This window comes from Corynebacterium sp. HMSC072A04 (assembly GCF_001809235.1).
Lineage (GTDB): Bacteria > Actinomycetota > Actinomycetes > Mycobacteriales > Mycobacteriaceae > Corynebacterium > Corynebacterium hiratae.
On sequence record NZ_KV796809.1, the window covers coordinates 73,346 to 97,015 of the forward strand.

At 64.8% G+C, this 23,670-nt stretch carries 23 protein-coding genes; 10 read left to right on the forward strand and 13 right to left on the reverse strand.

What is annotated here, in order from left to right; genetic code table 11:
- The first annotated feature begins 109 nt into the window (after positions 1-109).
- Positions 110-1,150 carry a methionine ABC transporter ATP-binding protein gene (locus HMPREF2565_RS11055; RefSeq protein ID WP_371441019.1) on the forward strand — a complete coding sequence of 347 codons (1,041 nt, stop codon included), beginning with the start codon at positions 110-112 and terminating at the stop codon, positions 1,148-1,150.
- A complete protein-coding gene (locus HMPREF2565_RS11060; RefSeq protein WP_046648398.1) occupies positions 1,147-1,827 on the forward strand; it encodes a methionine ABC transporter permease in 681 nt (226 codons plus the stop codon). Before HMPREF2565_RS11055 ends, HMPREF2565_RS11060 begins: the two co-directional genes overlap by 4 nt.
- On the opposite strand, the gene HMPREF2565_RS11065 is transcribed toward HMPREF2565_RS11060, so the two are convergent.
- Complete coding sequence (locus tag HMPREF2565_RS11065; RefSeq protein ID WP_071407372.1) at positions 1,824-2,714, reverse strand: sucrase ferredoxin; 891 nt, start codon at positions 2,712-2,714, stop codon at positions 1,824-1,826. The two genes, HMPREF2565_RS11060 and HMPREF2565_RS11065, sit on opposite strands and share 4 nt — an antisense overlap.
- Positions 2,715-2,812: 98 nt before the next feature.
- Here HMPREF2565_RS11065 and HMPREF2565_RS11070 point away from each other — a divergent pair, with 98 nt between their 5' ends.
- Complete coding sequence (locus tag HMPREF2565_RS11070) at positions 2,813-3,466, forward strand: AMIN-like domain-containing (lipo)protein (protein WP_083295510.1); 654 nt, start codon at positions 2,813-2,815, stop codon at positions 3,464-3,466.
- A 5-nt stretch (positions 3,467-3,471) separates the two neighbouring features.
- Here the strand turns inward: HMPREF2565_RS11070 and HMPREF2565_RS11075 are convergent, their stop codons facing one another.
- Both HMPREF2565_RS11075 and HMPREF2565_RS11080 read right to left on the reverse strand, forming a co-directional pair.
- Positions 3,472-5,016: a DNA polymerase Y family protein gene (locus tag HMPREF2565_RS11075; RefSeq protein ID WP_070545963.1), complete on the reverse strand. Its 1,545-nt coding sequence runs from the start codon at positions 5,014-5,016 to the stop codon at positions 3,472-3,474.
- Complete coding sequence (locus tag HMPREF2565_RS11080; protein WP_070545961.1) at positions 5,013-5,696, reverse strand: hypothetical protein; 684 nt, start codon at positions 5,694-5,696, stop codon at positions 5,013-5,015. The genes HMPREF2565_RS11075 and HMPREF2565_RS11080 overlap by 4 nt, the downstream gene beginning before the upstream one ends.
- Before the next feature lie 59 nt (positions 5,697-5,755).
- On the opposite strand from HMPREF2565_RS11080, the gene HMPREF2565_RS11085 reads away from it, so the two are divergent.
- Complete coding sequence (locus HMPREF2565_RS11085) at positions 5,756-6,166, forward strand: hypothetical protein (RefSeq protein ID WP_070545959.1); 411 nt, start codon at positions 5,756-5,758, stop codon at positions 6,164-6,166.
- 25 nt (positions 6,167-6,191) lie between these two features.
- Here the strand turns inward: HMPREF2565_RS11085 and HMPREF2565_RS11090 are convergent, their stop codons facing one another.
- On the reverse strand, positions 6,192-6,845 hold the full coding sequence (locus HMPREF2565_RS11090; RefSeq protein WP_070545957.1) for a response regulator: 654 nt from the start codon (positions 6,843-6,845) through the stop codon (positions 6,192-6,194).
- Between the two features lie 2 nt (positions 6,846-6,847).
- Complete coding sequence (locus tag HMPREF2565_RS11095) at positions 6,848-7,996, reverse strand: ATP-binding protein (RefSeq protein WP_210384387.1); 1,149 nt, start codon at positions 7,994-7,996, stop codon at positions 6,848-6,850.
- Positions 7,997-8,109: 113 nt separating this feature from the next.
- On the opposite strand from HMPREF2565_RS11095, the gene HMPREF2565_RS11100 reads away from it, so the two are divergent.
- The 3 genes from HMPREF2565_RS11100 (at position 8,110) to HMPREF2565_RS11110 (ending at position 11,430) form a co-directional block, all read left to right on the forward strand.
- Entirely contained in the window at positions 8,110-9,165 is a 1,056-nt protein-coding gene (locus HMPREF2565_RS11100) for a PspC domain-containing protein (RefSeq protein WP_070680524.1), read from the forward strand.
- Positions 9,166-9,176: 11 nt separating this feature from the next.
- Positions 9,177-10,226: a threonine aldolase family protein gene (locus HMPREF2565_RS11105; RefSeq protein WP_071407373.1), complete on the forward strand. Its 1,050-nt coding sequence runs from the start codon at positions 9,177-9,179 to the stop codon at positions 10,224-10,226.
- A gap of 79 nt (positions 10,227-10,305) precedes the next feature.
- Positions 10,306-11,430 carry an HNH endonuclease signature motif containing protein gene (locus HMPREF2565_RS11110; RefSeq protein WP_246819150.1) on the forward strand — a complete coding sequence of 375 codons (1,125 nt, stop codon included), beginning with the start codon at positions 10,306-10,308 and terminating at the stop codon, positions 11,428-11,430.
- Positions 11,431-11,977: 547 nt separating this feature from the next.
- Here HMPREF2565_RS11110 and guaA read toward each other — a convergent pair.
- Positions 11,978-13,546 (reverse strand): glutamine-hydrolyzing GMP synthase, encoded by a 1,569-nt coding sequence (gene guaA, locus HMPREF2565_RS11115; protein WP_046648408.1) that lies wholly within the window; start codon positions 13,544-13,546, stop codon positions 11,978-11,980.
- Positions 13,547-13,570: 24 nt separating this feature from the next.
- Positions 13,571-14,497 carry a LysR family transcriptional regulator gene (locus HMPREF2565_RS11120; RefSeq protein ID WP_071407375.1) on the reverse strand — a complete coding sequence of 309 codons (927 nt, stop codon included), beginning with the start codon at positions 14,495-14,497 and terminating at the stop codon, positions 13,571-13,573.
- A gap of 74 nt (positions 14,498-14,571) precedes the next feature.
- Here HMPREF2565_RS11120 and HMPREF2565_RS11125 point away from each other — a divergent pair, with 74 nt between their 5' ends.
- On the forward strand, positions 14,572-15,537 hold the full coding sequence (locus tag HMPREF2565_RS11125) for an EamA family transporter (protein ID WP_168162666.1): 966 nt from the start codon (positions 14,572-14,574) through the stop codon (positions 15,535-15,537).
- 47 nt (positions 15,538-15,584) lie between these two features.
- On the opposite strand, the gene HMPREF2565_RS11130 is transcribed toward HMPREF2565_RS11125, so the two are convergent.
- Positions 15,585-16,781, reverse strand: coding sequence for a GuaB3 family IMP dehydrogenase-related protein (locus tag HMPREF2565_RS11130; RefSeq protein ID WP_070511368.1), 1,197 nt, complete (start codon positions 16,779-16,781; stop codon positions 15,585-15,587).
- Between the two features lie 9 nt (positions 16,782-16,790).
- Positions 16,791-18,305, reverse strand: coding sequence for an IMP dehydrogenase (gene guaB, locus HMPREF2565_RS11135; RefSeq protein ID WP_071407376.1), 1,515 nt, complete (start codon positions 18,303-18,305; stop codon positions 16,791-16,793).
- Positions 18,306-18,454: 149 nt separating this feature from the next.
- Here guaB and HMPREF2565_RS11140 point away from each other — a divergent pair, with 149 nt between their 5' ends.
- On the forward strand, positions 18,455-18,829 hold the full coding sequence (locus HMPREF2565_RS11140; RefSeq protein WP_046648414.1) for a DUF5319 domain-containing protein: 375 nt from the start codon (positions 18,455-18,457) through the stop codon (positions 18,827-18,829).
- An 89-nt stretch (positions 18,830-18,918) separates the two neighbouring features.
- On the opposite strand, the gene HMPREF2565_RS11145 is transcribed toward HMPREF2565_RS11140, so the two are convergent.
- Complete coding sequence (locus tag HMPREF2565_RS11145) at positions 18,919-19,761, reverse strand: hypothetical protein (RefSeq protein ID WP_071407377.1); 843 nt, start codon at positions 19,759-19,761, stop codon at positions 18,919-18,921.
- A gap of 92 nt (positions 19,762-19,853) precedes the next feature.
- A complete protein-coding gene (locus HMPREF2565_RS11150) occupies positions 19,854-20,471 on the reverse strand; it encodes a sigma-70 family RNA polymerase sigma factor (RefSeq protein WP_070545939.1) in 618 nt (205 codons plus the stop codon).
- Between the two features lie 350 nt (positions 20,472-20,821).
- On the opposite strand from HMPREF2565_RS11150, the gene HMPREF2565_RS11155 reads away from it, so the two are divergent.
- Positions 20,822-21,121, forward strand: a complete 300-nt coding sequence (locus tag HMPREF2565_RS11155) for a WhiB family transcriptional regulator (RefSeq protein WP_046648418.1) — start codon at positions 20,822-20,824, stop codon at positions 21,119-21,121.
- A gap of 289 nt (positions 21,122-21,410) precedes the next feature.
- On the opposite strand, the gene groL is transcribed toward HMPREF2565_RS11155, so the two are convergent.
- Together groL and groES are read right to left on the reverse strand one after the other, a co-directional pair.
- Positions 21,411-23,027, reverse strand: a complete 1,617-nt coding sequence (gene groL, locus HMPREF2565_RS11160) for a chaperonin GroEL (RefSeq protein WP_049157037.1) — start codon at positions 23,025-23,027, stop codon at positions 21,411-21,413.
- Between the two features lie 12 nt (positions 23,028-23,039).
- On the reverse strand, positions 23,040-23,339 hold the full coding sequence (groES, locus tag HMPREF2565_RS11165; RefSeq protein WP_167595557.1) for a co-chaperone GroES: 300 nt from the start codon (positions 23,337-23,339) through the stop codon (positions 23,040-23,042).
- Positions 23,340-23,670: the final 331 nt, after the last annotated feature.

Below are 23,670 nucleotides of genomic sequence, written 5' to 3' on the forward strand. Positions count from 1 at the left end.
CCCCCCCCCCCCCCCCCCCCCCCCCCCCCGAGTTCACGCTTCAGTGTGTGGCCGGGGGATTTGGCCGTTACACACGATTCACATAACCCCCACAAGGACACCTCACGTGATTGACCACACTGGCGCCCCTCGAGGCACCCGGATTGAGTTCCGCAACATCACCAAAGTCTTCACAAACAAAAAGACCACTACGAAAGCACTCGATAACGTCTCCCTGACCGTCGAGTCCGGCGAGATTGTCGGCATCATCGGCTTCTCGGGTGCCGGCAAGTCCACGCTGGTGCGCATGATCAACGGCCTCGATACCCCAACGTCGGGAGAGCTGCTTCTCGACGGCACCGATGTCGTCGGCATGCCCGAAAAGCAGCTGCGCGGTCTGCGCCGCAACATCGGCATGATTTTCCAGCAGTTCAACCTCATGTCCTCGCGCACCGCGGCGGGCAATATTGAGTACCCGTTGAAGCTGCAGGGCGTCGAGAAGCAGGAGCGTAAGAAGCGCGTTCAGGAGCTTTTGGAATTCGTCGGACTGGCGGACAAGGGCAATAACTACCCGGAGCAGCTCTCCGGTGGCCAGAAACAGCGCGTCGGTATCGCCCGCGCTTTGGCGAATAACCCTTCCCTGCTGCTGGCGGATGAAGCCACCTCAGCGCTCGACCCCACCACCACCCATGAGGTTCTTGACCTGCTGCGCAAGGTCAACCGCGATTTCGGCATTACCATCGTGGTCATTACTCACGAGATGGACGTCGTGCGCTCCATCGCAGACAAGGTCGCCGTTATGGAAGGCGGCCACGTTATTGAGTCCGGCAGTGTCTATGAGGTCTTCTCCAATCCTCGAACCAAGGTGGCGGAGAAATTCGTAGCGACGTCCCTGCGTAACACCCCGGACGTCGTCGAGGCCGATGACCTCTTGGCCCACGAGGGCCGCCTGTTCACCATCAACCTGACGGAGAAGTCCGGCTTCTTCGATGCCGCGGGCAAACTCGCGGACGAGGGCGTGTCCATCGCCGTGGTCCACGGCGGTATCACCACCTTGCAAAAGCACTCCTTTGGCAAGATCACCGTCCGCCTCAACGGCCCGGACGCCGCCATCGAAGACTTCTACGCACACATGCAACGCACCACCGAGATTGAGGAGATCCAACGATGAACGTCACCTACCTCGCGCAGGCCAATTGGGATCGACTGGGCGGCACGCTTGTCGACGCCGTCAAGGACACCCTCATCATGGTCGCCACCACCCTGGTGATCGCCGGCATCATCGGCTTGGTTCTCGGCATCCTGCTCTACACCACCCGCCCGGGCGGCATCCTGCAGAACAAGCCCATCTACTTCATCATCAACATCCTGGTGAACTTTGTTCGCCCGATTCCCTTCATCATCTTGCTGGCCTTTGTCCAGCCGCTGACGGTGGCGGTGCTGGGCAGCTCTATCGGCCGTGAACCGGCCACGTTCGTCATGGTTATTGCGGCCACGTTCGCGGTGGCGCGCATCGTGGAGCAGAATCTCGTGGCGCTGGACCCGGGCGTGATTGAAGCAGCCCGCGCGATGGGCGCTTCGCCGTGGAAGATCATCACCACGGTCATCATTCCGGAGGCGCTGGGCCCGCTGGTGCTGGGCTACACCTTCCTGTTCATCGGCATCGTCGACATGTCCGCGATGGCCGGCTACGTCGGCGGCGGTGGCTTGGGTGACTTCGCCATCGTCTACGGCTACCGCGCCTTCGAGTGGGAGGTCACCGTGGTGGCTACGCTTATCATCATCGTGCTGGTGCAGGCAGCGCAGTTCTTTGGCAACTGGCTCTCGGCCAAGATTATGCGCCGCTAACCGCGCGCCGCGTCCTGCGACGCGGCGCGTAGGATACGGACGCGGCGCGCGGCATAGAAACGAGAGGTCTTCGGCTCGTCTCCACAAGAAGAGACGACGCCGGAGGCCTCTTTTTCTTCGAGTTCTACGTCCCATGCGCGGCCATCGCGGTGGCGCACAGCGGCAGTACCTGCCGCTGTGGTATCTGTCGCGTCGACGGTGAGGTCGCCGTAGTGGAGGGTCTCGGAGGCGTCGAGAAGCTGGCGCGCCACCGCAAGCTCCGCCACCTGCCCTTGGGGCGTGGTGAGGCCGGAACCGCGGTTAGCGGGATAGAAATACTCGCCGTGCAGCGCCTTGCCCACGAGCTCGCGGCCAGCTTCCACGTTGAGGCGGCCAAAGGAATAGCCCCACGGCATCAGCAGCACCGACGGCGCGAAGCGGTGCCCCTTGGTGTGGGAGGTTTCCCACACGGTCTCCTCAAATTCGCATGCCAGGGAGGCAGCAAGCGGGCGGCCCTTGATTGCGCAGCAGGCATCGCGCTTGGCGTGGGTGCACACGAGCACCAGCGGCAGGCACGTGCCGGTGGGGTGCTCCAGATCCAGATCGAGGATGTCCTCCGGGCCGTTCAGGACGTAATCCTGCACTAACCCCTCGCGTGCCCACACGACGAAACAACGGAAGTGCCCCGTCCCCCGCTCGTGCCCGGCGCGCCCGGGGCGGCGAATGAGCTGCAGGCCCGCCACGCCTTTGAGCTTGGCCTTGAGCTTCTCGGTGAGGCCTGGGCCAAAAGTACGACCATCCAGCACGTCGCGAGACCAGGCCGTAGGCCACTCAAAAAGGACATAAACAGATTCTTGTTTAGCGGTACCAGCCAGGGGCTCGACCTGGACATCGGAGCAGAAGGTCATGGCGCCATCTTAACTGGCATCACTCCTTTCACAACAATGTGGTTACGATGTTTACTTCAATGCATAGAATGTCTCGCGGTACCGCTACCCTCGGAGTTATGCCGAAACACAATCTCTTGCGCACAGCCGCCCCCGTGGCCGCACTCGTTGTCTCGGGTGCGCTCGTGCTTCAGGGATGCGCTCCGTCTTCCTCCTCGGACGGCGGTACCGACGGCCCCACGAGGACTCTCGACGCTACCTTGTCCGGCGCCTCCACCTCCACTGCCACAGTCACTCCTGCTGCCCCCTCCCCCGCCGCACCGGCTGGGCTGACCCCGCTGGGCGACGCCAACATGGAGATGAAAACCCTCCGCCCACCGGCCCCCTCGGAGCTGGTGGTGACCGATGTCCGCGTGGGCAAGCATGAAGGTTTTGACCGCGTGGTCTTCGAATTCGTCGGGAACGGTTCACCGGGCTGGTTCATTGATTACACCGATGCCCCCGCCCAGCAGGGCTCCGGCAACCCGATTCCTTTCAAGGGTTCCACCGCGCTCGACGTCAGCATCGACGGCACTGCTTATCCCTTCCAGCTCGATATGGAAGACCCGAATATCGGCACCGTAAACGGCGCCGGCGGCCTAGTTACCCAGGTAGTCAGCGGCGGTACCTTCGAGGCTCGCTCGCAGTTCGTTATCGGGCTTAATGAACGCCACCCGTACTCGGTCCAGGTGCTCAGGGGGCCGACGCGCCTGGTCATCGACATCTTGAATTAAGCCGTTCAGGCATAGGTTGCCTCCACAGACCAGCGCCCGCCTGCCCACACGAGGAGCCAGGCGCGCTGGCCTTTCTCGTTTTCTCCGACGACTTGCAGGCGCGCGCAGCGCTGCGCCGCACCCGCCTCCCACCACCCGGTGTCTACGGGCCACGGGCCGGCCCAACCGGTCACCCGGTAGCGGTGGCGCCCCCATCCCAGACCCGCCGGCTCCCCGGAAAGGAGGGCCTCGGCGGTGACGATGACCTCCTTCGAGGAGACGTCGATAAGCCGAATCCGCGCGGCCGGGTGCGCCAGGCTCGCCGGGAGCGGCGCCGGGATGCGCCCCGGCCAGGTGCCCTCCGGCTGCGGATCGCGCTGCTCGCCATAGGGGACGTACTCGATGCGCTCGGCCACCCCACGCCCGCCCGCCGGGCGAGGCTGCAGCACGCGGTCCACCCCCAGCTGGGATTGCACCCGCGCGATGACACGCTTGGCCTGCTCCGCGGATTCGCCTGCGCCCCACAGGAGTCCATCCCCCGGCGGGGCGACCTCCACCGGCTCCAACGCCAGCTTGACGACGCCTCCTCCCTCACCCGGCGCACTCCCCGCCCACGCAGCACTCAGCCAGCCATCGAGCTGCCAGCGCACGCGGTCCGCCGTGGCGGCCTCGCTGAGCGCTTCCTGGGTACGCCAGATCCGCTCCAAACGCTCGCCGCCCTCGAACTCCGCAGCAACGCGCAGCCGCAGACACACCACGCCGGCCTCATCGAGCACCACATGCAGGCGCGCCGCGAGCTGGCGCGCGGCGAAGGCCGCAGCGTCCACGCGCTCTAAGGGTTCTTCGAAGTCCTGCTCCACGCCTAAGTCAGGGCACGCAAGCTCCGGCGCCACGCGCCGATCCGGTGCGGCCGCGGCCACCGCGTGGCACCGCCGTCCAGCCTCGCCGAAACGGGTGGTGACTTGGCGCAGCGGCAAACTCGCCAGCTCCCCTAACGTGCGCACGCCCAGCTGCTCCAAGGCATGCACCACGTCCGCCGCACACCCCAGCGCCACTTCCGCGGCCAATACTCCCACCGGCTGCTGAGCCAGAAAGTCGCGCGAGCCGCCTGCCGGGACTACCGCGCCCAGGTTGTGGTGGCGCGCGGCAATCAGCGCGGTAGCAATCTCATCGGCGACGCCGACGGTGGCGTCGAGGTGGGATCTGGCGGTGGCGTCGACAAGCATCTCCACTGCTTTTGCCTCGCTGCCGTGGAAACGCCCGGCCGCGCCCGCGTCCACGATGACCAGGCCCGGACGCAGCACCTCCACCGAGGAGGCCACCGCATCCAGCCCCGCGGCAATCTCCGCGAACACCACCCCGTCCCGGTCCGGGTTGACCTCCTCCACACGCAGCTCCGGTAGGAGAGCTTGGGCTTGGCGCACCCGCATCCCGCGGCGCACCCCCGCCCGGCGCGCTGCTGCGTTGCAGACCGCCACGCGGTGCTGGGCGGCGATAGCGCACGCCATCCTGTCGGCGTCCTGCAGCGCCTGGATAGGCCAATCCGGGAACCACAGCGCCGCGACCCTCACACGACCTCCAAGTGCGGGCGCGCGTCCGGCCGCTGCCCGCACGTGAGCACTCCACGGCGCGGGCGCATGCTTGCCGACGCCACCCGCACCCCTATATCAACTCCCCGAATACGCCCGCTGCCCCGGCCTAAGCCATGTACCGCAACGACCTCCGCACCTATCTCCATCGCCGTTCCTGGCAGCCGGGTTCCCACGGTGAGCAGGGCCGCCTGCCCTGCCCGCACCTTCGCCAGCACGGGGCGCGCCCGGGTGGGGCTCAGCTCGCCTGTGCCTTTGTGCACCACCAGGTCCAGCCCCTCACACAGCACGCCGGTCACCGCCCAGGGCTCCGCGCCCGGTTCGGGCACCGCGATGACCCGGGAGATATCTCCATCCTCAACCACCTGTGCGAGTGAGAGATCGGGCCAACCCACCACCGCAACGTGTCCGCCCGCCGCGCTAACATGGGATATCAGCTCCACCACGAGAGCGGCACATTCCGCACAGACGGTTGCTCGCTTGCGGGGAAGGCCACCGCCCGGGAGCAGCTCAGATAGCCCTTCGGGGACGCCGAGAAGCTCCACCTCCGGCTGCACCTGCGCAGCAACATCCGGGGTTTCCAGGCGTTGAATCTGGGCGCGCAGGACCGCAATTTGCTCGGCCTGCGATCCGCCCACCACACGAACACCTGTTTGATTCATGGATCCTATTATGAACCTCTCTCCGGACGCGCGCAATTGCGCTGGTAGCGTTAGGCGCCATGAATCCCCTCCGCGCGCACACCACCCCAATCCCCACCCCGCTGTGGGTGCGACTCGGTTCCTCACTGTTGGCTGGTGCCGCCGTGGCGGTGGGTACCAGCCGCATCCACTTCGGTCTCGCGCTGGGGCTCAGCCTGCTCTTCCTCCTCGCGGCCTGCGCGCTCGTACTCCTACACCCCTACCGCGCGGACCTGCGTGATTATGCCCAGCGCCACAACGTCACCATGCTGCCCAACGCGGCACAGCTCATCCCGCTTATGGTGCTGTGGTTGATGGTCATGTTCTCCCCACTCCTCGCGCTGCCTGCCTGGGGCAGCGCACTGGTGTGGGTACTCGTTTCAGGCGCGGCCTTCCTCCTCTTCCCCCACGTCGACGGCTCCCGCAAGCTCGCCTACGCACCCCCTGCCTAAACCCAACCCGCCTAGGCCAGGCTGTTTAAGCCAGGTCGCGCGAGGTGGCCCAGCGCGTGAGCTGATGGCGGTTGGACTGCTGGGTCTTGCGCAAAATATTGGAGGCGTGTGTTTCCACCGTCTTCACCGAAATGAACAGCTGCTTGCCAATCTCGCGGTATGTGTAGCCGCGCGCAAGCAACCGCAAGACCTCTAGCTCGCGCCGCGTGAGCGCATCCACCGCTGGGTCCTGCCCCTCCTCCGGCTCCGGCGCGGGCGAACCGGAGGCAAAAGCGTCGAGGACAAAACCCGCCAGGCGCGGCGAGAAATACGCATCCCCGCTATTGACCTGCACCACCGCCTCGGCCAGATCCGGGCCGGAAATATTCTTCGTCACATACCCGCGCGCGCCCGCCCGAATCAGCGCAATCACGTCCTCCGCCGCATCCGACACGCTCAGCGCCAAAAACACCGGCCGCGCCGGCTGATTAGCCGTCGCGTTAATAACGGCGAGGCCACCGCCGTCGGGCATGTGGACGTCGAGAAGCACCACGTCCGGGGAGGTACGCGCAATGCCCTCCAGCGCCTCCGCAACGGTCCCGGCATCGCCCACGATCTCAATCTCCGAGGACGCCGCCAGCTCCGCGCGAACGCCCGCGCGAAAGACGGAGTGATCATCAACCAAAAAGACCTTCACCATGCTCATAACGCTACCGCGAGCTCCACCTCGGTGCCCTCCCCCGGGGTCGAGGAAATCCGCACGCGCCCACCAGATCCTTCTACGCGCGCGCGAATACTGTCACGAATCCCGTGCCTATCAGCGGGAATATCCTCCACGTCGAAACCCACCCCGCGGTCGCGCACAAAGATACTCAGCTCGCCCGCCAACAACTCCGCATAAACATCCACCGCGTCCACACCCGCATGCTTGCCGGCATTCACCATGGCCTCACGCGCGGCCTGGATAAGCAGCTTCGCGGACTCCGTCAGCTCCATGTCCTCACCCACCGTCACAGCAGATACCCGCATGTCGAAGAGATCTTCCACCTCCCCGCACGCCGATTCGAGGGCACCGAAACAGGTGGTGGGGGCGGCGGAGGGGGCATCGAAAAGCCAGGCGCGCAGCTCGCGTTCTTGGGCGCGCGCCAAACGCGTCACCTCGCGCGAATCCCCCGCCCGCTTCTGAATCAGCGCCAGCGTCTGCAGCACCGAATCGTGCAGGCGGGCGGCAATCTCGGCGCGCTCCTCCGAAACCGCCTTCGCCGCCTGTTCCTGAGATAGCGAGCGCCAGAGCTTCAGCACCAGCGGCACCACCAGCGCGCCAAAGCCCACCAGCGTCAGCGCCGTGGCCAGGATCGCCGAACCCGATCCGCTCTCCCACGTCACCGCCGCCACCACGACGCCACCGATGACCAGGACGGCACCGGCCGCCACAGCAACCAGGCCCACCGGCGTGTTCAGCCCGCGGTCATACGCCAACCACGCCAGCACCGCGCCGATGGCCACCACCGCCAATGGCACCGCCACGCTTAGCGACGCCCCCGAAACCCCCAACACACCCACCGCACTACCCGCCAGCGCCAGGAACACCAGCACGAGGGAGAGGGGGCTGCGGCGGGTGGAGGGGGCGTCGTCAAGCGCGGGCGTGAAAATCCACAGCCCGGCATAGGCCATCGCCCCCACCCCACCCAGCAGGGTCAACGCGGTCAAGGCGATGCGCACGGAGAGCGCCGAAACCCCCAGATTCTGCGCCAGCCCCGCCGCCACGCCGGCGACCACGCGGCCAGATTGGGGACGCGACATCACGGGATAGGGCGCCGCGTTTTCTGCGGGCACATAGGGCGAAGTCATACTAGCCATAGTCCCACGCGCCACCCCTCGGGCACATCAGGGACAACCCTGAGGTCAAAAAATCAGGGCGATTACCGATACCGCCGCGAGGCCCCACGCGGCACCATAAAAGCATGACGAAGAACAGCACACTCAACCAGATGTGGACGACCCGCCCCGTCCGCCTTCCCAAGAAACAGGGCGGTGACGCGCACATCGCTGGTGTCTGCGAAGGCATCGCGGTGCGCTACCAGCTTGACCCCACGATTGTGCGCGTGGCCTTCGTGGTCGCAGCACTCGCCTTCGGCGGCGGCATCGCCGCCTACCTCCTCGCGTGGGCGCTCATGCCGCGCTTCGGTTCGCCCTACTGCCCGCTCGATGCGGCCATGGGCAAGGATGGCGTCAAGGAGGAACAAGAGCTCGGCTGGGTGCTGATTATCGGCGTCCTTCTGACGTTTGGCTCCGGCCCGCTGTTCCTCAGCGGACAATTCCTCGCCGGCCTTCCGCCCGCTGCGCTGACCTTCGGCCTGTTGGCGCTGGCGTGGTACGCCCTTCACCAACGCGAACCGCTACCGCCCAGCGGGCTGTTGGCTGCCGAACAGCCGGTGCGCGAGGAACCGGTCAACCTCAACCCTTATACCCCAGCAGACGGCCACCCCTTCCCACCGGGGCGTACGACCCCGCCGTCCTGGGATCCACTCGGCGTGGTGCCCGATGCCTGGGACCTGCCGGAGCCGGGCCCGCGGGAAGAACCGAAAAAGAAGCGCGGTTCGCAGTGGGCTGAGGCCGCGATTGCTCTCGGCGCTGTGGGGGCTGCCCTGGCGATTGCCTTCTTTGGAGTCACCTTCGTCATCGAGGCCGACGAAGAATCCGGCTTCAGCGCCCGCTTCAATGTCGGTTCTCAGCACATCGCGCCCACCCATGAAGATGAGCTCCAGGAATACTATGACCTAGGTATTGGCACCTCAACGGTGGACTTGAGCCAAATCGAAGACCTCAAGGAAAAGCACGATGTCACCATCGACGTCGGCATCGGCAGCGTCGAGGTCATCCTCCCGAAGGACGTCCCTGTATCACTCACCTGTGACAGCGGCTTAGGAGAAAGCAACTGCACCAACCGCCATGACGATGATGCGCTGCTAGATATCCGCATCGACCAAGGCATCGGCGAGCTCACCGTCACCGGCTAAACTGGCCACCCATGATTCACTTCGGCAACGATTACCACCGCTCAGCCCACCCCCGCGTCCTTGATGCCATCGCGGGGGCGGGCGGGGCTTATGCCGGCTATGGCGCCGACGAGCTGTGTGCCACGGCCGCTGAGCGCATCCGCACTGCCTGCCAGGCGTCGAACGCTGAGGTGCATTTCATGGTCGGTGGCACGCAGGCCAACGCCACCATCATCGCCCACCGCCTGCGCCCCTGGGAAGGCGTTATCGCGGCGGATAGCGGGCACATCGCCACCCATGAGACGGGCGCCATCGAGCACACCGGGCACAAGGTCATCACGTTGCCGAACCAGCTGGGAAAAATCACCGCCGCGCAGGTTCGCGCCTGCATGGATGAGTACCGCGCCTCCGGGGTGGAAGAGCACATGCCGGAGCCCGCACTGGTCTACATCACGCAGCCCACCGAGTTCGGCACCGCCTACTCCCGCGCCGAACTCGTGGCCCTGCGCGAGGTCTGCGACGAGTACGATCTGGGCCTGTTTGTCGACGGCGCCCGCCTCGGCTACGGCCTGTCCGCCTCGGATATCACCCTGCCGGACCTGGCCGCGCTTGTCGACGTCTTCACCATCGGCGGCACCAAATGCGGCGCCCTCTTCGGCGAAGCCATCGTCTTCCCCGCGGGTGCGCCGCGCTTTCGCAATGCGATGAAGCAAAACGGTGGCCTGCTGGCCAAGGGCTGGTTGCTCGGTGCGCAATTCGCCGCCCTCTTCAGCGCCCCTCCTACTGCCTCCGCCGACGCAGCAACGACCCTCTACGAGCAGATCTGCGCCCGCGCCAATGCCCAAGCCCAGCGCATCGCCGAGGCATTTCGTGCCGCAGGCATCGACATGCTCTTTGACTCCCCCACCAACCAGCAATTCGCGCTGTTGACCCGCGAGCAGGAAGAGAAGCTCTCGCAAGACTTCGTGTGCCAGTTCTTCGAAGAACACGAAGGCCTGCGCGTGGTGCGATTCTGTACGGCGTGGTCGACGGAAGAGAGGGACGTCGATAAGCTCTGCGCTGCGATTTCTGCGCTCAAGTAGCGAGGTTCCCCGGCCTGGTTTAGGCTGTGGGCTATGCAACTGGGGGGGTTACATTCAAGCACTAGCGCGCGGGCTCGACGTGGTCGAGCAATGCGCCGGTGTCACACGCGCTCAGCTGGTTGAGATGGGTGCGCGGCCGGATTTCGCGGAGAAGCTCCTAGGGCTGCACGCGGTGTATTTCGGGGACACGATGTTCCGCTCCCGGCAGCGCAAGGCCCGCCGCACGGGCCACGACGTGTTCACGCTCCTCGATATCGAGCGCTATTGTTCCAAGCTCAAAGCCCGCAGGGCCTGGGAGCTGCGCCAGCTACTAGCTGCCACCCCGCGGGAGAAAATCCCCATGGTGGCGAAGGCAAAGCTCAAAGAGTGGCGCCCGCCCAAGGACCCCGCCCCAGGCGTGCGAGTGACGCGGCGCGCGGGCCGCAACCACACGCTGAGCATTACGGATTCCTCGCTCAATATTTCCAAATTGCTGGCCGTGCTTAAGACCACCGACAAGGACTTGCTCACCGCGGCGCATACCGTGTTCCGCGGCGGGGGTGGCTCCGGCCAGAAGCTGCAGTCCAACGTCATCGTGCGCTTGGATGAACTCGACCGCATCGTCGACGGCGATGGCGAGGAGATTGAACTGCAGCTGACCAATGGGGCCACGATGACGGGGGCGGAGTTCGTGCGCGAAAAGCTTGCCGACGTCGGCCTCATCACCCTCGTCCATCCCCACCACGGCCCCGTGAACCTGTACATGGCGAGCCGCTTTGCCAACTTAAAGCAGCGCCTCGCGCTGTCTGCGGAGCACCCGACGTGCGCGTGGCCCGGGTGCAACGCGCCTGCCGACGACTCCCAGATCCACCACCTCACCCGCTTCCAAGACGGCGGGCCGACAAACATGGCCAACTTGGTGCCACTGTGTGCCTACCACAATGCGGTCAATGACGATGCTCCGGAAAAGCCCACCGGCCGCGGGCGCCTCGACCGCATCGATGGCCGCGTGCACTACCTGCCGCCGTGGGCCGGCCCGCCGATTCCCATTGAAAGCCCGGCCCACCCGCCGCGCTCCGCTCCGGGGCCAGCTCGCGCATCGTCAGGTTCGTCGACATCCGGCCCGCCCGACCCACGCTCCACGCCGCGTGGGACACCAGCCCCTGTCTCCGGCGCGCCACCGCATAACTCCGGCGAACCTCCGGACCCGCCACCGAGTTCATGAGTGCTTTTAGTCCGTAGACTTCGCCCTGATCTCACGGTGGAAGCCCCACCCCGCCGGCTCAATGGTTCAGCGGCTCGCGGGTCACCGCTCCGCCGAACCAACCGGTCGCAAGCTGCCGCTCCGCAGCCCCACCAGCCGGAGACGCCCTACGGCACACAGCCGCTTTAACCAGCCGCTCGCTGAGAAAATTTGCTCAGCGTGCGGCTACTCGCGCGCGCGATATAGAGGTATGCGTCCTTGTGCCGTGCGTACTAACGCCGTCGATACTGGCAACGGGCACGCTAACGCCATGCAGACTGGCACCTGTCGCGACCACCCCTGGAGGGTACGCAGGAGCCTGGCACCGCGCCATCTGCCCCCATTCCGCGGAGCTGAGTGCTGGGGACCGAAAACGGGGAACGCGGCCGCGCCCTGTTAATTCAAGGCGCGGCCGCGCTACACAGCGTCTGGAAGTTTGCTTCGCTGCCCGCTTTCTACCACCGAGCTATCTCACTGAGATACTCCACTGCACTACTACAGTGCGTGTCCTAGTGTCTTTCGGCTGCGCTTACTCCCACTCGATGGTTCCCGGCGGCTTCGAGGTTACGTCGAGCACCACGCGGTTGACTTCCTTGACCTCGTTGGTGATGCGGGTGGAGATCTTCTCCAGCACGTCGTACGGCAGGCGGGTCCAGTCTGCGGTCATGGCGTCCTCGGAGGAGACCGGGCGCAGGACGATCGGGTGGCCATAGGTGCGGCCGTCGCCCTGGACGCCGACGGAACGGACGTCGGCAAGCAGCACCACCGGGCACTGCCAGATCTCGCCGTCCAGACCAGCGTTGGTCAGCTCGGTACGCGCGATGAGGTCCGCCTGACGCAGCGTCTCGAGGCGCTCCTCGGTGACCTCACCGATGATGCGGATACCCAGGCCCGGGCCCGGGAAAGGCTGGCGCGCCACGATTTCCTCCGGCAGGCCCAGTTCACGGCCAACCGCGCGCACCTCATCCTTGAAGAGCAGGCGGAGCGGCTCGACGAGCTCGAACTCGACGTCGTCAGGCAGGCCGCCCACGTTGTGGTGGGACTTAATGTTCGCGGTACCGTCACCGCCACCGGACTCCACCACGTCCGGGTACAGCGTGCCCTGCACCAGGAAGGCGGCATCCTGGCCGTCCAGGGCCTGGTCGACGGCGCGCTCGAAGGAGCGGATGAACTCCGCACCGATGGCCTTACGCTTGGCCTCCGGCTCGGTCACACCAGCCAGCTTGGAAAGGAAAGCCTCGCGCTCATCAGCGGTGATGAGCTTGGCGCCAGTCGACGCCACGAAGTCCTTCTCCACCTGCTCACGCTCGCCCGCGCGCAGCAGACCGTGGTCGACGAAGACACAGGTCAAACGATCACCGATTGCGCGCTGCACGAGGGCTGCGGCCACGGCGGAATCCACGCCACCGGACAGGCCGCAGATTGCGCGGCCTTCCTCGCCGATCTGCTCGCGCACATCGTTAATGAGCTGCTCCGCGATGTTCTCCGCGGTCCAGTTCTGCTCCAAGCCTGCTACCTCAGTCAGGAAGCGCGTGAGCACCTCCTGGCCGTGCGGCGAGTGAAGAACTTCCGGGTGGTATTGCACGCCGGCCATCTGCTTGGACAGGCACTCGAAGGCTGCCACGGGAGCGCCTTCGGAGGAAGCGGTCACCTCAAAGCCCTCCGGGGCTTCCGTGACCGAATCGCCGTGAGACATCCACACCTTGTGGGTGTCCTCCAGACCCTTGTGCAGCACGCCGCCGGACACGGTCATGTCCGTGCGGCCGTACTCGCGGGCACCCGTGGAGGCCACGGTGCCGCCCAGGGCTTGGGTCATGGACTGGAAGCCGTAGCAGATACCAAAGACCGGGATGCCGAGCTCGAGCAGCTCCGGCTTCAGCGCAGGGGCGCCGTCCGCGTATACGGAAGACGGGCCACCGGAAAGGATCAGCGCGGCCGGGTTCTTGGCCTTGATGTCCTCCACGGAGGCGGAATTGGGGACAACCTCGGAGTAGATGTTGGCCTCACGCACGCGCCGGGCGATGAGCTGCGCGTACTGGGCGCCAAAGTCCACCACGAGGACAGGACGCGGGGTTGTATTTGGGTTAGTCACGGTCATCAGTTTAACGCAAGAACCCGCACCCTAGACCGCAGGGAGTGGCCCATAATCTTTCGCGGTGGCAGCTGCCTTGCTCAACGCCGCCCGAAACGCCCGCAGCGCAGGGTGTCCCTCGCGCCCAGCGCGAACCGCGGTGTAGAGCGTGCGGGTGGGATTACCAGGCAAGGCAACCACACGCACGCCTTCAATTTCCTCGAGGAAAAGGTCCGAGATCACCGCCACCGCGTGGCCCGTACGCACTAGGTGCGCGTGCAGGAACGGGTCCGGGGGTTCATAGAGCACGCTGGGGTTAAAACCATGCCGGCGGCACAGCCGGTGGACGAACCTCCCCAACAAAAACTCCTCCGGGTCCATGGCAAAAGGGATTTCGTCATCGAACGCTGCAAAATCCTCCAATCGCAACTCGCTCCAGGGTCCGGTGAGTGGGGTGATGAGGCGGAGGGGGTCGTCGAGAAGCAGCTCCCGGTGGGTGTGCTCATCCGTGGCGGGCATGTCCGACTCGTACTCTTCACCCAGGATGAGGTCCACCTCCCGGCGCGCCAGCAGCTCCATCGCGCCTTCGGCTTCGCGCTGGATGATTTGCACGCGCAGGTCCGGGTACTCCCTGGCCAGCTCCGTGAGCGCCCGCGGGACCAGCGAGGACATGATGGTTTGAAACGTCGTGACCTTAATCGTGCCACGCACCGCATTGGTTGATGCGATGACCTGCGACTCCGCCTCATCCGCCAACGCGAGCATCCGCTCAGCATAAGACGCAAGGATTTCCCCCTGCTCCGTCAAACGCACGCGCCGGCCGACCTTTTCATACAGCGCCACGCCTACATCCTTTTCACACTGCGCCAGTTGTTGGGAGATAGCCGAGTGCGTATAGCGCAGCGATTCCGCCACCGCGGTGACGGTGCCGAGGCGTTGCAGCTCGTAGAGAATGCGCAGACGATGCAGATCCAACATGACAGAATCCCTAACAGGTACGTGTTAAAAACTGTAGATAGACTAACAGTTCTTCCCACCCCACAATGGTCTGCATGACCAACCCGTTTGCCGTTCTATGCGTCATTGGCTCGTGCATTTCCCTCCAGCTCGGAGCCAGCCTCGCCATCCAAATTTTCCCCACCGGCGGGCCCTGGGGCACCGCCTCGCTGCGTTTGCTTTTCGCCGCCGTGATTCTGCTCGCCATTGCGCGACCGCGCGTGCGCACATGGAGCCGCGAGAAATGGATCTCTGCCACCATTTTCGGCCTCACTCTGGGCCTGATGAATGGCTTCTTCTATTCCGGCATCGAGCTGGTTGCGCTGGGGCCTGCCGTGACCATCGAGTTCCTCGGCCCGCTGCTGCTGGCGGCGTGTCTCTCCCGCTCGCTTCGCGACGCCACCTGCGTCGCCCTCGCCCTTCTCGGCATGGGTCTGATGGGCCTGGATTCCTTCAACGGAGACCCCCTCGACCTGCGAGGTGTGTTCTTCCTGCTGTGCGCCGGCGCGATGTGGGCTGCTTATATCTTGGCCAGCAAGAAGGCCGGCGCGCTCTTTAGCGGTGCAGACGGCTTGGCTATGGCTTTCCTCATCGGCGGCCTCGTGCTCCTGCCAGTGGGTGGGCGCGGGGCGGTGACGTTGGCCAGCGATCCCACCCTGCTGCTGCTCGCTCTGGGCACGGGCGTGCTGGCCTCGCTCATCCCCTACTCGTTGGAATTCCTCGCGCTGCGCAAACTTGCCCCCAATGTCTTTTCCATCTTGATCGCTTTGGAGCCCGTTTTCGCCGCGCTCTTTGGCTGGATCCTGCTCTCCCAGAACGTGTCTCAGCTCAAGCTGGCAGCTATCGGGCTGGTGGTGGTGGCCTCGGTGCTCCAAACCATGGCGCCGGCGCGCGGGCGCGTGGTTTTCCGCAAGGTGGCACTGCGCCCACGCCGCCTGAAGAAGCCCCGGCTGCCGTGGCGCCCGAAACCGCGCGCCAGCGACTCGGACGCTACGGCCACCGAGGCCAGCGCGGTGAAATAAGCTCCGCCCCGGGCTTTGTTGAGCGGAGCAGCGTTACAACGGGCGGGCTAGCGGACGGCCAGACCAACCTTCTGGAAGGACTTCAGATCCGTGTAGCCGCACTTTGCCATGGCGCGCTTCAGCCCGCCAACCAGGTTGAGCTCACCCAGCGGCTCGTTAGACGGGCCGTGGAGCACAACCTCCAACGACGGCGCACCCGCTGAGGCATCCTCGGCGGTGCCAGAAGCTGCGTTGCCAGAAGCAGCGGCGTCAAAAGCATCGGCGCCAGAAGTGCCGGTGCCCAAGAGAGCATCGGCCACGCCAATCGGCTCGATGAGGCCGCGCGGGAAACGCGGGTGGCCGGCCGTGGACGGCCAGTACCAGCCCTTGCCGCCGGCCTCCGCCGCGCGGGCCAGGACTGGCCCTAGAACGACACCATCGGCGCCACAGGCAATGGCCTTGGCGATGTCGGCGGAGGTGAAGATGTCGCCGTCGGCAAGCACGTGCACGTAGCGGCCCCCAGTCTCATCCAGGTAGTCGCGGCGTGCGGCCGCAACATCCGCGATGGTCGTCGCCATGGGGATATCGATGCCGACGGTCTCCGGGTTGGTGTTCACGCCGGAGCCAACGATGATGCCCGCAGCACCCGCGCGCATCAGGTGCAGCGCCGTGGTGTAATCCGCCACGCCACCGGCCACCACCGGGGTATCCAGCGAGCCGATGAACTCCTTCAAGTTGAGCGGCTCGCCACCAGTCTGCACGTGCTCGGCGGAAATCAAAGTGCCGTGGATGAACAGCAGCTCCGCACCCGCCTTAATAACCACGGGCGCCAGCTCGCGGGCGTGCTGCGGGGACACGCGCACAGCGACGGTCACGCCGGAATCTCGCACCTGTGCGATGCGCTCGGCCAGCAGCTCCTCGTTCAGGGGTGCTGCGTGCAGCTCCTGCAGCGTCGACAGGTCGCCGAAGTTCTCCGTCACGCGGGCAATCGCGCCCTCCAGATCCTCGTGGCGGCCCCACAGACCCTCTGCGTTGATGACGCCAAGGCCGCCCTGCTTGCCCATCTCGATAACGAACTCGGGAGTGGCCAGCGCATCGGTCGGCGCCGAGACGAATGGCACGTCAAAAGTGTAGGCATCGATGTGCCACGAGGTGTCCACATCCTTGGAGGAACGGGTGCGGCGAGTCGGCACCAGGGAGATCTGGTTCAGGTCATAGGTGCGGCGTGCCTCGCGGCCGACGCCGATTTCTACGTAATCGCGCATTGTTAGTCCTTAGCGGTAGTTCGGAGCTTCGACGATCTGCTGAAGGTGGTGCGGGTGAGACTCCTTGAGGCCCGCAGCGGTGATCTGGACAAACTGCTTGGTCTTGAGCTCAGCCAAGGTGGCGGAGCCGGTGTAGCCCATCGAGGCTCGCAGGCCGCCCACAATCTGGTGGACGATGGCATCGATATCACCGCGGAATGGCACGCGTCCCTCGACGCCCTCCGGCACTAGCTTGTCCTCGCTCTTGACGTCGGCCTGGAAGTAACGGTCCTTGGAGTAGGAGCGCTTCTCACCCGTCAGGCCGCGGCCCTGCATGGCACCCATGGAGCCCATTCCACGGTAACGCTTGTACTGCTTGCCCTGGACCACGACGATGTCACCCGGCGCCTCCGTGGTGCCGGCCAGCATGGAGCCCAGCATGACGGCATCGGCGCCGGCTGCCAAGGCCTTGGCGACGTCACCGGAGTACTGCATACCGCCATCGCCGATAACCGGCACACCTGCCGGGCCTGCCACGGCGGCGGCCTCCATGATGGCGGTGATCTGCGGGGCACCGACGCCCGCCACGACGCGCGTGGTGCAAATGGAGCCCGGTCCGATGCCGACCTTGATGGCGTCGGCGCCAGCCTCAATCATGTCGCGGGCTGCTTCACGGGTGGCCAGGTTGCCGCCGATGACGTCAATGCGGTCGCCGAAGTCCTTCTGCACGCGGGAGACCATCGCCAGCACGCGGTTGTTGTGGGCGTGGGCGGAGTCGACGACGAGGACGTCTACGCCGGCGTCGACAAGCTGGCCTGCGCGCTGGTAGGACTCCTCACCGGTGCCAATGCCGGCGGCCACGAGCAGGCGCCCGGAAGAATCCTTGGAGGCGTTGGGGAACTGTTCAGTCTTGACAAAGTCCTTGACGGTGATGAGGCCGACGAGCTTGTTCTCATCGTTGACGATGGGCAGCTTCTCCACCTTGTTGGCGGACAGCAGCGCCAGCGCCTCCTCCTTGCTGACGCCTTCCTTGGCCACAACCAGCGGCATCGGGGTCATAATCTCGGAGACCTTGCGGGAGAAATCCGGCTCGAAGCGCATGTCACGGTTGGTGCAGATACCCACGAGGGTGCCCTGCTTATCGACGACCGGCAGGCCCGAAATCCGGAACCGCGCGCACAGCGTGTCCACCTCGTCGATAGTCATGTCCGGGGTGGCGGTGACCGGGTCGGTCACCATGCCGGACTCGGAGCGCTTCACAATTTCCACCTGCTGCGCCTGATCCTCAGCAGAGAGGTTGCGGTGCAGGACGCCAATGCCGCCCTGACGGGCCATACCGATGGCCATGCGGGCCTCGGTCACGGTGTCCATCGCGGCGGATGCCAGCGGCACGCCGAGGCGAATGTTGCGGGTGAACTGCGCCGAGGTATCCACCTCGGAGGGAACGACGTTGGATTCTGCCGGCAACAGCAGGACATCATCAAAAGTAAGGCCGTAGAGTGCAATCTTGTCGGGGTTGTCTCCGCCGGTGTGGACGTGGCTCATGAGGGTGGGGCTCTCCTAAACTGACCAGATAGTTTTATGCGGTAGCCCTCACTGTAGTGCGTGGACGCCCCGTAGTGGTAGCCGTGGGTGGACGAATCGGTGTCGAGAGAGAATTGCTATGCGCGCACGGAGTTAATAGGCTCGCAGACGTGAACTTTTTCGCCAACATGCCCCGCGATCCTTTCGCGGACGATCCCAACGACCCAGCTTCCTTCCTCGAGGAGGAGGACCACGTCGAGCCGCTGTCCGAGGAGGACCGTCTCGCCGTCATCCACGATCTGGCCATGGTCCAAGAGTTCGCGCGCGTTCTCAGCCCGCGCGGCATCGACGGCATCTTCTTTTTCTGCGAGGACTGCGAGGAGAACCACTTCTACGAGTGGGACATCATGGCCTCCAACATGCAGGCCACGCTGGCAGGCCAGCTCGCCCCCGTCCACGAGCCGGGCGCGGAGCCGGACCCCATGCGCTATGTCCCGTGGGATTATGCGGTGGGCTACCTCGATGGCATGGATTCGCGCTACTAACGCGCGCGGTTGGCGCGGATTAAGTACCGCGCCTTATACAACGAAAGAACCTCTCCTCCCCGCTGTGGGAAGGAGAGGTTCTGTGCGTTTTATTGCTGGAACTGCGGCGGCGGGAGTTGGCCGTTATCCCCAGTACCATCCCCGTCGGAGTTATCGCCCTGCGGAGGCGTTGGCTGCTCGCCACCACCCGGCTGGCTCGGCTCCGGGTAAGTAGGCGCTGGAGGGTTCAGCGGGTTACCGGCCGACACCGTCTGCGTGACCACAACGGTGGACACCGCAGTCTGGGTCTGCGTGACGGTTGCCGGCTCCTGCGGCGGCTGCTCCTCTTCCACTGGAACGGGCTTTTCCACGGTCTGCGTCTGCGTCACCGTGGCGCGGGTCTGCGGCTTCGTCGTACGCGGCGCTTCTGCCTCGCGTTCCCGCTTGGCCTGGTCCACCATCTTCCGGGCTTCTTCGAGCAACTGGCGGGTGCCGTCCATGTCTCCCTGTGCGGAACGCTTTTCCATTTCGTCGAGCGTTCCAGCGAGCTCCACTACGGACACATCCTCATTGTTCGTGCCGAAGAGCGACTGATTCACGCCATAAAGCGGCGATCCCGGGCCGGCGTTGACGACCACCGCTCCGCTACCTGCGATCAGCAGCGTAGCTGCGGCCGCGCCGATGAGGCCGTGGATGAATGGCTTGCCCCGACGACGGCGACGTGCCGCATCCAGGGAAATAACCTCCGGCTCTTCGTCCGCGCCTTCGATGAGCGGGGCCGGGGGCATCTGCTTTTCGACGTCCCCGCGCAACTCCAGCAGGAGCCCTGCCAGCTCATCACCGCCATCAGAGGGATCCGTTCCTTCGGAGAGAGTGGTGAGGAATGCATCATCATCAACCAAAGGCTGCAGCTGCTCAGCGACGCCCTGCTGAGGCTGGTCCTTCTTTGCCACGATGTCCTCCCTTCCTTGATAGAGAAATTCTTAACTTATCGGTGCCAAGTGCCGATGGCTCACTGCTAGCTTGTGCTAGCCCCACTGCTGGTTCATTGCGTCTCGTGCGAGTCGAGGGATTTGCGCAATTGCGCCAGTGCACGATGCTGTGCCACGCGGACTGCGCCAGGGGTGGACTCCACAATTTCTGCGGTCTCCTCTGCCGACAGCCCCACGAACACACGCAAAATGATAATGTCCCGGGCCTTGTCACTTAACGTATCGAGCATGGCCCGCACTCTGTTACTACCGTCCATGACCAGAGCGGATTCTTCGGGGGTAGCGTCCTCAGCGGCGTCTTCCGGGACGTCGTCCGTGGGATGTGTCTGATCGCGGCTGAGGGCGCGGTGGGCGTCGGTCACCTTGTGGGCAGCGATGCCGTACACGTAGGCCATAAACGGGCGGCCCTTGTCCTTGTACGTGCCAATCGACGTCGCCACCGCCAAGCAGATTTCCTGCGCCACATCCTCCGCCGTGGGCTGACGGTGGCCGCCGATGCGGGCGCGGCAATAGCGCAGGACCTGCGGGTGAATAATGCGCATGATGCGCTGTAGGGCGCGGCGGCTACCGTCGACAGCGAGCGGAACGAGGTCCGCTAATTCCTTATCGCTGTCGCGCTTCGACGCCGCTGAGGAGCCGCTCGCGTCTGTAGCTTGAGTAGCCACTGTCATCCTTGCTTGTTCTGCTTGGTGTATTAGTTCATATTCTGCACGAATATCATGTCACAACCTTTGGTTGAAACCCGAAACGACGGGCCTATTCCCCACCCTTCGACGGCTATGAGAAAAGTTCATACACCGTTCATCTTAGATGTAGGTGCAGGTCATCAAGGGTAAAAGTGAGAGTTTTCGGCCTGCTACACCTACATGTCAGCATTGCGTAACGCGCCGTTTACCCAAGGAGGACACACTTCTATCTCGTCTCACCTCGCCCCGGTGCTCAGGGCGCCACCCCGTGCAAAGGCTTGCCCACAGCACGATGCGCACCCGGGCGCTCTATCTTTGATTAAGGAGAATCGAACGTGTCTCAGTCCTTCCTGCTCCCCGGGCCGAATGCGGACTTTTGGGATTGGCAGCTCCACGGGGCATGCCGTGGAGAAAACTCTGACGTGTTCTACCACCCGGACGGCGAGCGCGGGCGCGCCCGCGCTCAGCGCGAAAGCCGCGCCAAGGCGATCTGCCACACCTGCCCAGTCATCGAAATGTGCCGCGAACATGCCCTGGCCTCCGGCGAGCCCTACGGCGTGTGGGGTGGCATGAGTGAATCTGAGCGCGTCGTAGCTCTGCGCTCGCGCGACGCTCACGCCACCGTCAGCGCCTAAGCCCCTCGCTTCACGCTTCGTAGCCGTAACGGGGCCAGACGCGTGGTTTCTTTAGGTAGCATCATTTCCCGCTCGTACCGACAGTCTTCGCGTCGAGGCAACCCCCGGACTCCGTGCCCACATCCCAGGGGATCGCACGGCTAGCTCCGTAGAACAGTTACTCACCGGTGAGTCACCGGTGAATGCAGGACAAAGGCCCGCAGCCCCTTCCCCACGTACGGGGCTTGGGCGACGGGCCTTTTCTTGTAGCTCTTTGCTATTCCCGGAGAAACGTTGTTTCCCCGCGCTTTTAGTGGGCGTGCGCGTGGCCTGCCTGTGCCGGTTCCTCCTCGGCGGGCTTCTCCACCACGGAAGCCTCGGTGGTGAGCACCATGCGGGCCACGGAGGCGGCGTTAACAACTGCGGAGTGGGTGACCTTCACCGGGTCGATGATGCCCTGCTCCAGCAGGTTGCCGTATTCCAGGGTGGCGGCGTTGAAGCCTTCACCGTTGGCCTGCTCGGCAACGCGGGCGACGACGACGGAACCATCCAAGCCGGCGTTCTCAGCGATCCAGTAGGCCGGGCGGGTTAGCGCGCGGGCTACGGCCAGCACACCTACCTTGGCCTCGCCCTCGAAGCCCTCGGCGAAGGCCTCGAGCTCCTGGGAGATCTGAACCAGCGCGGAGCCGCCGCCAGCGATAACGCCCTCTTCAACGGCCGCGCGGGCGGCGTTGATGGCGTCCTCGACGCGCAGCTTGCGCTCGTTGACCTCGGTCTCGGTAGCGGCACCAACGCGGATGACGGCAACGCCACCGGAGAGCTTGGCCAGACGCTCCTCGAGCTTCTCCTTATCCCAGGTGGAATCGGTGCGCTCGATTTCGCGACGCAGCTGCTCGCGGCGCTCCTCGACGGCCTCAGCGGTACCTGCACCATCCACAATCACGGTGTCTTCCTTGGACACGGTGACGCGGCGGGCAGAACCGAGAACCTCCGGGCCGACCTCCTTGAGGTTGATGCCAACCTCCGGGTCGACGACGGTAGCGCCGGTGACGACAGCCAGGTCGTCCATGAAGCCCTTGCGGCGCTCGCCGAAGTACGGGGACTTCACGGCGGCGACCTTGAGGACCTTGCGGATGGAGTTCACGACGAGCGCCTGCAGCGGCTCGCCCTCGATGTCCTCTGCAATAATGAGCGTCGGGCGCGAGGACTCCGCGATCTTCTCCAGCAGCGGCAAGAAGTCCGGCAGGGAGGAGATCTTGTTGCGGACGAGGAGAATTGCGGCGTCGTCAAGCACGGCGTTGTAGGTCTCCTCCTCCGTTGCGAAGTACGGGGAGAGGTAGCCCTTGTCGAAGGAAATACCCTCAGTAACGTCCACGGTGGACTCGATGGTCTGGGACTCCTCGACGGTCACGACGCCGTCCTTGCCCACCTTGTCCATCGCGCCGGCAACCATCTCGCCGACCTCCGCATCGCGGGAGGACACGGTGGCAACCTGGGAGATCTCCGCAGAAGAGTTCACCGGGGTGGCGCGCTTCTTGAGTTCTTCGACGACCTTCTCAGCAGCCGCCGCGATGCCCTTGTTGAGCTCCACCGGGTTAGCGCCGGCGGCAACGTTGCGCAGGCCCTCGAATACGAGTGCCTGGGCCAGCAAGGTGGCGGTGGTGGTGCCGTCGCCGGCGATGTCGTTGGTCTTGACGGCCACGGACTTCACCAGCTGGGCGCCGAGGTTCTCAAAAGGATCGTCGAGGTCAATGTCGCGGGCGATGGTGACGCCGTCATTCGTGACGGTCGGGCCACCGAAAGCCTTGGACAGCACGACGTTGCGGCCGCGGGGGCCGAGGGTGACCTTGACGGCGTCGGCCAGCGTGTCTACACCGCGCTGGATGCCCTCGCGGGCCTCCTGGTCAAATGCAATCAGTTTTGGCATAGGGTTAATCGCCTACTTCTCGATGACAGCGAGCAGATCACGAGCGGACAGCAGGAGGTACTCCTGGCCGTCGTACTTCAGCTCGGTGCCGCCGTACTTGGAGAAGATGACGGTGTCACCCTCGTTAACGCCAACCGGGACAACCTCGCCCTTATCGTTGGTGCGGCCCGGACCGACGGCTACGACGGTGGCCTCCTGCGGCTTCTCCTTCGCGGAGTCCGGGATAACCAGGCCGGACGCAGTGGTGGTCTCAGCTTCAACGATCTGGACGAGGACCTTGTCCTCCAGCGGCTTGATGTTTGCCATGATGATTTCCTCCAAAGTGTTCTTAATGCGCGCCCACGTGGACGCGCGTGTGCCGGTTGTGGGTAGCCCAGCACAGCCGTCGTCGCGGGTGAACAACTGTGGGTCAAAACAACCTGCCTAGCACTCTACCCTCGCGACTGCTAGCCCTCAACAGCCCGGGCCGCCAACCCGTTCGCCCTCCGCGAACGCCGCCCTCGCGCGCGCGAGAGTTGTCATGATTCCCGCCGCAACCTCGGCCAATAGAACCGGAGAGCGTCTCGAAAACGGCCAAAGACGCTCGGACTCGATACGAGCCGTCGCGTCCTTGGGTTCCTGAGGGCTGCGCTAACGCACCCTA